We start from the raw sequence: 6,628 nt of genomic DNA, 5'->3' as shown, positions 1-6,628 counted from the left end.
GTCGAAGCGCTTGGTATCGGCGGCGAAAGCTTCGCGCATGCTGAAACCTTGCATGGCGTCGCGGTGTTGCTGAAGCGCCTGCCAGGCGGGCAGGGCCGTGACATCGTGGGGTGTGCGGTAATACGCCATTGCGCGGGGTTCCCTTGGTGCGTGGTGAGACCTTGGACACGGCACTCATTGCCGGGTTCAGGCTGGCACCATTATAGGCAAAGGCCACTTGCAGGGAATGGGTAAGGCGGGGGAATTTGGGGGCGCTTTGCGCCCCACTCGCAGCACAAGGCTGCTCCTACAGAAGAAGGTGGTTTCTGTAGGAGCAGCCTTGTGCTGCGAATGGGCTGCAAGGCAGCCCCAGGCCGTTACGCGGTCTTCTCTTCCAGATGAAGGTACAGGTTGTCGATCAACCGTGTGTTACCCAGGTAAGCCGCCGCAATCACCACCAGATCACGATCATCGATCATCGCGGGTCGCAGGCTTACCGCATGACGCACCTCAAGGTAATCCGGGCGGAAACCCGCGGCGGTCAACTGCGCCTTGCCTTCGGCAACCAGTGCGGCAAAGTCCCGCTGGCCATGGCGGATGGCCCCAGCGATATGCTGCAGCGTGCGGTACAGCGCAGGTGCCGTAGCACGCTGCTCCGGCGTGAGGTAGCCGTTACGCGACGACAGCGCCAGGCCGTCCTCGGCCCGCACGGTGGGCTCGCCGATGATCTGGATCGGCATGTTCAGGTCGCGCACCATGGCGCGGATAACCGCCAGCTGCTGGAAGTCCTTTTCACCGAACACGGCAAGGTCGGGCTGGACCATGTTGAACAGCTTGCTGACCACGGTGGCCACGCCTTCGAAATGACCGGGCCGGCTGGCGCCGCACAAGCCTTCGGAAAGGTGGGGTACGCTGACGCGGGTTTGCACACTCATGCCGTCGGGGTACATCTCTTCGACGCTGGGCGCGAACAGCAGATTGCAGCCAGCCTGAAGCAGGCGCTCCTGGTCGGCGGCGAGGGTGCGCGGATACTTGTCGAGGTCTTCGTTGGCGCCGAACTGCAGCGGGTTGACGAAGATGCTAGCGACCACGAAATCGGCGCGCTGCGCAGCCTTGGTTACCAGGGCGGCATGGCCGCTGTGCAGGTTGCCCATGGTCGGCACGAAGCCGATGCGCTTGCCTTCACCGCGGGCGCGGGCGACAGCGGCGCGCAGTTCGCGGACGGTCTTGACTGTATTCATGCACTGAACCCGTGTTCGCTGCCTGGGAAGCTGACTTGCTTGACCGCCTCGACGTATGCGACGAGGGCGCTGTGGATATCCGGCTGGCCTTGCATGAAGTTCTTCACGAACTTCGGTACGCGGCCGCTTAGCGACAGGCCGAGCATGTCGTGCAGGACCAGTACCTGGCCATCGGTGCCGCTGCCGGCGCCAATGCCGATCACCGGGATGGATACGGCACTGGTGATTTCCGCCGCCAGTTCGCTGGGCACGCATTCGAGCAGCAGCATGGCCGCACCGGCCTGTTCCAGGGCGATCGCGTCGGCGCGCATCTGCCGGGCCTGGGCTTCCTGGCGGCCCTGGACCTTGTAGCCGCCCATCACGTTGACAGTCTGCGGGGTCAGGCCCATGTGCGCGCATACTGGCACACCACGCTCGGCCAGCAGGCGGATGGTCTCGGCAAGCCAGGCAGCGCCTTCGATCTTGACCATGTGGGCGCCGGCCTGCATCAGCGTGGCGCTGTTGGCAAAGGCCTGCTCCGGGGTGGCATGCGCCATGAACGGCAGGTCGGCGAGGATCAGCGCGCCGTCGTTGCCACGTTTGACGCTGGCGGTATGGTAGGCCATGTCCGCGGTGGTTACCGGCAGTGTGCTGTCGTGGCCTTGCAGGACCATGCCCAGCGAGTCGCCCACCAGCAACACTTCGACACCGGCCTGGCTGGCGGCCTTGGCAAAGGTGGCGTCGTAACAGGTCAGCATGGTGATTTTTTCACCCTTGGCCTTGAGGCCATTGAGGGTGGTCAGGGTTACTTCAGGCATGTAGGAAATTCCTCGTTCAGGCGCTGTAAGAAACGACTGCATTCAACGCGTGTAGTCATTTTCCGGAGCGGCACATCATCGCGCGTGATGTTCGGGCACAGGTCCGTCCGGGCCTAAATACGGGTATGCGGCACTTTGGTGCCACACGGGACGCCTATAGTCGTGAGCGAGGTGGGGGAAGTCAATCACCCTGTTACCGCATTGTTACGATCAGGGTGTTACTGGCGTTACCGCGCCAGTGTGCAAGGCTGGAACGCCCGGTTTACAGGCGTTCCAGGCCGACGAACGGGCAGTCGTCGAGCAGTTGCGCAAGGGCGCGGCCGTCGGCCAGGCGGAAATCGCCCGGTACCAGTTCCGCCAGCGGGTACAGCACGAAAGGCCGGGCATGCATGTGGTAGTGCGGTACTTTCAGGCGCGGCTCGTCGAGCACCTGGTCGCCGAACAGCAGGATGTCCAGGTCCAGTGTGCGTGGGCCCCAGCGTTCCTTGCGCACGCGGCCCTGTTCGTTCTCGATGGCCTGCAGGGCATCGAGCAGGGCCAGCGGCGCTAGCGTGGTGTCCAGGGCGGCGACGGCGTTGGTGTAGCGCGGCTGGCCGGGCAGCAGCGAATCGCTGGTATACAGGGCCGAGGCCGCCACCAGGCGTGTGGCTTCGACCTGGTCGAGGGCCTGGAACGCGCTGCGCAACTGCTCGGCAGGCGCATCCAGGTTGCTGCCCAGGCCGATATAGGCGCGGGTGCTCACTCGAACGCCTCGTCGCCACTGCGCTTGCGTTTGCCACCGCTGCGCTTGCGTTTGCGCGGGCCGGCGCCGGTGCCTTCATCTCGGCTGCCCAGCTCGCGGATCATTTCGCGACGCTCGCTGTCGTTGGCATCCTGGTAGTCGGTCCACCACTGGCCGAGGTCGTCGGTTTCTTCCCCGGCGCTTTCCCGCAGCAGCAGGAAGTCGTAGCCGGCGCGGAAACGCGGGTTGTCCAGCAGCACATCGGCGCGCTTGCCGCTGCGGCGTGGCAGGCGCTCCTGCATGTCCCAGATCTCGCGGATCGGCAGGGTGAAGCGCTTGGGGATGGCGATACGTGCGCATTGTTCGGCGATCAGGTCGTGGGCCGCACCGTTCATGGCCGGGATAGGCGGCACGCCTTGGTTCTGCAGGTGCAGCACGCGGGCCGGGAGAGCTGGCCACAGCAGCGCGGCGAAGAGGAAGGCCGGGGTTACCGGTTTGCCTTGCTTCACGCGCAGGTCGGTGTTGTTCAGCGCTTGGCTGATCAGCGTGTGGGTGTAGGTCGGGCGCTCGTCCAAGGCATGTGAACTGGCCGGGAATAGCGGCTCGAACAACTGAAGGTCGACCAGCATTTCGAAGACGATGGCGCCCTGGCCGGAGAGGAACAGCTTGAGGCTCTCTTCGAACAGGCGCGCTGGCGGAATTTCGCGCAGCAGTGGGGCCAGCTCTCGAATCGGCTGGACCGTGTGTTTTTCGATGCCGAAGTCGAGCTTGGCGGCGAAGCGCACCGCGCGCAGCATGCGCACCGGGTCTTCCTGATAGCGGTGGGTAGGGTCGCCGATCAGGCGCAGCAAGCGGTTGCGGATATCGTGCACGCCGTTGGCGTAGTCGAGGATGCGCTCGCTGACCGGGTCGTAGTACAGGGCGTTGATGGTGAAGTCGCGACGTTGCGCGTCCTCTTCCAGGGTGCCGTACACGTTGTCACGCAGAATGCGGCCACTGGCATTGTGCGACGAACGGTGGCTGTCGCCCTGGTCGTCTTCCGAATGGTGGGCGCGGAAAGTTGCGACTTCGATGATTTCACGTCCGAAATGCACGTGGACCAGCTTGAAGCGGCGGCCAATGATGCGTGCGTTGCGGAACTCGGCACGGACCTGTTCAGGGGTGGCACTGGTGGCGACGTCGAAGTCTTTCGGCGTGATGCCCAGCATCAGGTCGCGGACACAGCCACCGACCAGGTAAGCCTGGTAACCGGCGCTCTGCAGGCGTTCCACGATGTTCACCGCATGGCGGCTGAATTGGTGGCGTTGCAGCGAGTGCTGGCTCTTGTTGATCACCTCAGGCGTGGTGCGCCTGTGGTGCGGGCCCGGTACGGGCGGGCGGAACGACTGGAACAGCTTCTTCAGCATGGGATGCACTGTTTGAAGGAATGTTCGGCCAAGAATAGGAGAATGGCCGCATGATGGGCGGGGATTCTAGCATTTACTCAAGGAATGGTGTAGGCGGGTAGCAGGATGCCTGCCAGAAGGGTAGAAACGACAAGGGGAGCCTAAGCTCCCCAAGAAGTCGTTGCGTGCTCTTATTGTTTTTCTGCTGGGCTTCTTGTTTTTGTTGAGTGCCCTGTCCACAAATCTCGAAGCTTGTGGACGACCCCCAATCCAGGGGTTAAGAGCAAACGGATTGCTTTGGTCGCTGATGTCACGTTGATCTGTCGATCCAACCAGTTCAGGCGCTGCTTTTTAGTGCAGTTTTTGTTGTTCTCTGCCTGGTTGTGGGGCAAGCCCCAAACACGCATCCTCTCCAAAAGAATCAGTTAGCTGCGCCTCCGCCGTCTTGTTTTTATTGTGCGTGAGCCGTTTCGTCTTGTTCTTATTCTGAGTTGCAGTGCTTGTTATTGTTCTTGTACCAGACATATAGCAGGTGCCGTGCCAACTTTTGCAAACCCAATAAAATCAATGGGTTGGAGGTGGTGAGCAGTTTTTCAGCGGTCGAAAATGTCGAAATTTCGTTACCGTACGCCTCGGGAACTGTTACGGCGGAAAGCTTGGGTAACAGATTTTTGCAGGGGCTGATGTGTTACCGGGGGTGTGTGCGCTGGCTTTGCTGGCCCTTTCGCGGGCACGCCCGCTCTCACAGGGGGGGCGCCACCCTTTAGAGCAGTGAAATTCCTGTGGGAGATTGCCCAGCCCTTTGGGCTGCGCTTTCGCGCAGAGAACCAATATCGCTCGATTGACGCGTCCTATGTAGGAGCAGCCTTGTGCTGCGAAGAGGCCGGTACAGCCAATAGACAGGCTTTGTCAGCCCCGGCCTCTTCGCAGCACAAGGCTGCTCCTACAGAACCTCGCCGAACCAATGAGTCATGTGTTGTTCTATGAGAGCGGGCATGACCGCGAAGAGGCTGGAGAGGTTGTAGACAGGGGCAGGAGGAGCCTCCCGCCCAGGCAGCGCGGTTACTCGCTGGTAGCGTTGCTCTTGCGCCGCGGGATACCCAGGCGCTGGCGGCGTTCCCACAGGCACTTGCGGCTGACTCCGAGCTTGCGGGCCAACTCGGTCTCGGTCATGTGGTCCTGATGCTCGAGCACGAAGTGCTGGAAGTAATCTTCCAGCGACAGGTCCTCGGTCGGCTCATGGCTGGCATTGGCCGTACTGGCCCCGACCAGGGCGTTATCGAGGATTTCGTCCTCCTCCAGGTCACCCAGCTCGATGTCGATGCCCAGCAGGTCGGCGGAAATTTCCGCACTCTCGCTGAGGATCACCGCACGCTCAACGGCGTTTTCCAGCTCTCGCACGTTACCCGGCCAGCTGTAGTGACGAATGGCCTGCTCGGCTTCGGCCGAGAAGTGCAGGTCGTCGCGGCCGATGCGCGCGCTCTGGCGGGCTAGGAAGGCGCTGGCGATCTCGTTGACGTCGCTGCCGCGCTCGCGCAGGGCAGGCAGTTTCAGGGCGATCACGTGCAGGCGGTAATACAGGTCTTCACGGAACTGGCCGGCCTTGGCCAGGTTCTTCAGGTCGCGGTGGGTCGCGGCGATCAGGCGTACATCGACCTTTTGCGACTGTACCGAACCCACCCGGCGAATCTCGCCTTCCTGCAGTACGCGCAGCAGGCGGGCCTGGGCTTCCAGCGGCAGTTCGCCGATTTCGTCGAGGAACAGGGTACCGCCATCGGCAGCTTCCACCAGGCCGGCGCGCCCGGCGCTGGCGCCGGTGAACGCGCCTTTCTCGTGGCCGAACAGCTCGGACTCGATCAGTGTCTCGGGGATGGCTGCGCAGTTCACCGAGATCATCGGTGCCTTGGCCCGGCGCGACAGGTTGTGCAGGGCGCGTGCGACCAGCTCTTTGCCGGTGCCCGACTCGCCCTGGATCAACACATTGGAGTCGGTGGGCGCGACCTTGCGGATCTTGCTGTACATGTCCTGCATCGGCGGGCACGAGCCGATGATGCCGATTTCGCCATTGGCGGCCACCGCGCTGCCTTTGTCGGCGGGGGCGACCTTGCCATTGGTGGCGCGTGGCTCGGCCGCCGGTGCGGCAGCCGGGGCGTTCTGCCGGTCGCGCAGGATACGCGCCACCGCTTGCAGCATCTCGTCGTGGTCGAAGGGCTTGGCGATGTAGTCCACCGCGCCCATTTTCATCGAGTCTACCGCCGAGCGCAGGCTGGCGTAGCTGGTCATGATCAGCACCGGGGTGCCTTGGCCGAGCTTGATCAGTTCGGTGCCGGGTGCGCCTGGCAGGCGCAGGTCGCTGACGATCAGGTCGAAGGTGGCAATGCTGAAGCGTTCCTGGGCTTCCTGCACCGAGCCGGCTTCGCTGACCTGGTACTGGTTCCGTTCGAGCAGGCGACGCAAGGCCGAGCGGATGATGGTTTCGTCTTCGACGATCAGAATGTGCGGCAT

5 protein-coding genes are annotated in these 6,628 nt (G+C 62.9%); all 5 read right to left on the bottom strand.

Translation table 11 applies throughout. The features are described from left to right. Positions 1-356 precede the first annotated feature (356 nt). The gene (panC, locus tag CAG18_RS25240; protein ID WP_013974275.1) at positions 357-1,220 is read right to left on the bottom strand and encodes a pantoate--beta-alanine ligase; all 864 of its coding nucleotides are present in this window, start codon (positions 1,218-1,220) and stop codon (positions 357-359) included. Further along, entirely contained in the window at positions 1,217-2,017 is an 801-nt protein-coding gene (panB, locus tag CAG18_RS25235; RefSeq protein ID WP_015271848.1) for a 3-methyl-2-oxobutanoate hydroxymethyltransferase, read from the bottom strand. Before panB ends, panC begins: the two co-directional genes overlap by 4 nt. 262 nt (positions 2,018-2,279) lie before the next feature. After that, on the bottom strand, positions 2,280-2,759 hold the full coding sequence (folK, locus tag CAG18_RS25230) for a 2-amino-4-hydroxy-6-hydroxymethyldihydropteridine diphosphokinase (protein ID WP_085721785.1): 480 nt from the start codon (positions 2,757-2,759) through the stop codon (positions 2,280-2,282). Then, entirely contained in the window at positions 2,756-4,144 is a 1,389-nt protein-coding gene (locus tag CAG18_RS25225) for a polynucleotide adenylyltransferase PcnB (protein WP_039615244.1), read from the bottom strand. The genes folK and CAG18_RS25225 overlap by 4 nt, the downstream gene beginning before the upstream one ends. Positions 4,145-5,185: 1,041 nt before the next feature. Continuing rightward, positions 5,186-6,628, bottom strand: coding sequence for a sigma-54 dependent transcriptional regulator (locus CAG18_RS25220; RefSeq protein ID WP_085721784.1), 1,443 nt, complete (start codon positions 6,626-6,628; stop codon positions 5,186-5,188).

Source organism: Pseudomonas sp. B22(2017) (assembly GCF_002113105.1).
Lineage (GTDB): Bacteria > Pseudomonadota > Gammaproteobacteria > Pseudomonadales > Pseudomonadaceae > Aquipseudomonas > Aquipseudomonas asiatica.
The sequence above is the reverse complement of the archived record's forward strand: the minus strand, read 5'-3'. Positions and strand labels throughout refer to the sequence as shown.